Origin of the sequence: Streptomyces sp. NPDC058964, assembly GCF_042741275.1 — a bacterium.
Taxonomy (GTDB): Bacteria; Actinomycetota; Actinomycetes; order Streptomycetales; family Streptomycetaceae; genus Streptomyces.
On the sequence record NZ_JBHYKH010000807.1, the window covers coordinates 1 to 2,607 of the forward strand.

A 2,607-nucleotide genomic window follows, 5' to 3' on the forward strand; every position below is an offset into this window, starting at 1 on the left:
CCCGTCCGGCCGGTCCGCGTCCGGGCAAACACCCCTTCACGGACGGTGGCTCCACCGGCCTGGCGCGCCCGCCGGCGCCCCGTCCGCAGGGCGGTCCGCGTCCAGGCGGTCCCGGTGCCCCCGGCGCCGGTCCCCGTCCGCAGGCGCCCGGCGCCCAGGGCGGCGGACCTCGTCCGCAGGCTCCGGGCGGTCCCCGCCCGACCCCGTCCGGCATGCCCCGTCCGCAGGGCGGTCCGCGTCCCGGCGGCGGTCCCGGTGGTCCGCGTCCGAACCCCGGCATGATGCCGCAGCGTCCGGCTGCCGGCCCGCGTCCCGGTGGTGGCCCCGGTGGCCGCGGCCCGGGTGGTGCGGGTCGTCCCGGCGGCGGCGGTGCCCGTCCGGGCGGCGGCGGCTTCGCCGGCCGTCCCGGTGGCGGCGGCGGTGCCCGTCCGGGTGGCGGCGGCTTCGCCGGCCGTCCCGGTGGCGGTGGCCCCGGTGCCGGTGGTGGCGGCGGCTTCGGCGGTGGCGGCGGTGGCCGTCCCGGCTTCGGCGGTCGTCCCGGTGGTCCCGGCGGCCGTGGTGGCACGCAGGGTGCCTTCGGCCGTCCGGGTGGTCCGGCGCGCCGTGGCCGCAAGTCGAAGCGGCAGAGGCGCCAGGAGTACGAGGCCATGCAGGCCCCGTCGGTCGGCGGCGTGATGCTGCCTCGCGGCAACGGCGAGACCATTCGCCTGTCGCGCGGTGCGTCGCTCACCGACTTCGCCGAGAAGATCAACGCCAACCCGGCGTCGCTCGTCGCGGTGATGATGAACCTGGGCGAGATGGTCACGGCCACGCAGTCCGTCTCCGACGAGACGCTGCAGCTCCTCGCGGGCGAGATGAACTACGCGGTTCAGATCGTCAGCCCCGAGGAGGAGGACCGCGAGCTGCTCGAGTCCTTCGACATCGAGTTCGGCGAGGACGAGGGCGACGAGGAGGACCTGGTGGTCCGCCCGCCGGTCGTCACCGTCATGGGTCACGTCGACCACGGCAAGACCCGACTGCTCGACGCCATCCGCAAGACGAACGTCATCGCGGGCGAGGCCGGCGGCATCACCCAGCACATCGGTGCCTACCAGGTCTCGACCGAGGTCAACGACGAAGAGCGCAAGATCACCTTCATCGACACCCCGGGTCACGAGGCGTTCACCGCCATGCGTGCCCGTGGTGCGAAGTCGACCGACATCGCGATCCTGGTCGTCGCGGCCAACGACGGCGTCATGCCGCAGACGGTCGAGGCGCTCAACCACGCCAAGGCGGCCGACGTCCCGATCGTCGTCGCGGTCAACAAGATCGACGTCGAGGGTGCCGACCCGACCAAGGTGCGCGGTCAGCTGACCGAGTACGGCCTGGTGGCCGAGGAGTACGGCGGCGACACGATGTTCGTCGACATCTCCGCCAAGCAGGGTCTGCACATCGACAGCCTCCTCGAGGCCGTCATCCTCACCGCGGACGCCTCGCTCGACCTGCGGGCCAACCCGAGCCAGGACGCGCAGGGCATCTCGATCGAGTCCCGTCTCGACCGCGGCCGCGGTGCCGTGGCGACGGTCCTCGTCCAGCGAGGCACGCTGCGGGTCGGCGACACGATGGTCGTGGGCGACGCCTACGGCCGAGTCCGCGCCATGCTCGACGACAACGGCAACAACGTCGCCGAGGCGGGCCCGTCGACGCCGGTCCAGGTCCTGGGCCTGACCAACGTCCCGGGTGCGGGCGACAACTTCCTGGTGGTCGACGAGGACCGTACGGCCCGTCAGATCGCCGAGAAGCGTGCCGCCCGTGAGCGCAACGCCGCGTTCGCCAAGCGCACGCGCCGCGTCTCCCTCGAGGACCTGGACAAGGTGCTCAAGGCCGGCGAGGTCCAGCAGCTCAACCTCATCATCAAGGGTGACGCTTCCGGTTCCGTCGAGGCGCTCGAGTCGTCGCTGCTCCAGCTGGACGTCGGCGAAGAGGTCGACATCCGCGTCCTGCACCGCGGCGTCGGTGCGGTCACGGAGTCGGACATCGACCTGGCGATGGGCTCGGACGCCATCGTGATCGGCTTCAACGTCCGTGCGGCAGGCCGCGCGGCGCAGATGGCCGAGCGCGAGGGCGTGGACGTCCGCTACTACTCGGTCATCTACCAGGCGATCGAGGAGATCGAGGCGGCCCTCAAGGGCATGCTCAAGCCGGAGTTCGAGGAGGTCGAGCTCGGTACGGCGGAGATCCGCGAGGTCTTCAAGTCGTCCAAGCTGGGCAACATCGCGGGTGTCCTCATCCGCTCGGGCGAGGTCAAGCGCAACACCAAGGCGCGCCTCATCCGCGACGGCAAGGTCGTCGCGGAGAGCCTCACCATCTCCGGTCTGCGCCGCTTCAAGGACGACGTCACCGAGATCCGCGAAGGCTTCGAGGGCGGTATCAACCTCGGAAACTTCAACGACATCAAGATCGACGACGTCATCGCGACGTACGAGATGCGCGAGAAGCCGCGGGCGTAACCGCTCACGGTTCCCACAGCTGGCCGACGGAACTCGCTTCCGTCGGCCAGCTGGCCGGGGGCGGGCCCCCACGCCCCTGGGGGGGGGCGCCCGGCCCGACGGGGGCGGGGGCCCGGGC

The 2,607-nt window shown here is 72.1% G+C and carries 1 protein-coding gene; it reads left to right on the forward strand.

Going from position 1 to position 2,607, the window contains the following annotated elements:
• Positions 1–2,489: translation initiation factor IF-2 (gene infB, locus ACFW2E_RS45015; RefSeq protein WP_384477457.1), on the forward strand; the 2,489-nt coding region annotated here is incomplete at its 5' end.
• Positions 2,490–2,607: the final 118 nt, after the last annotated feature.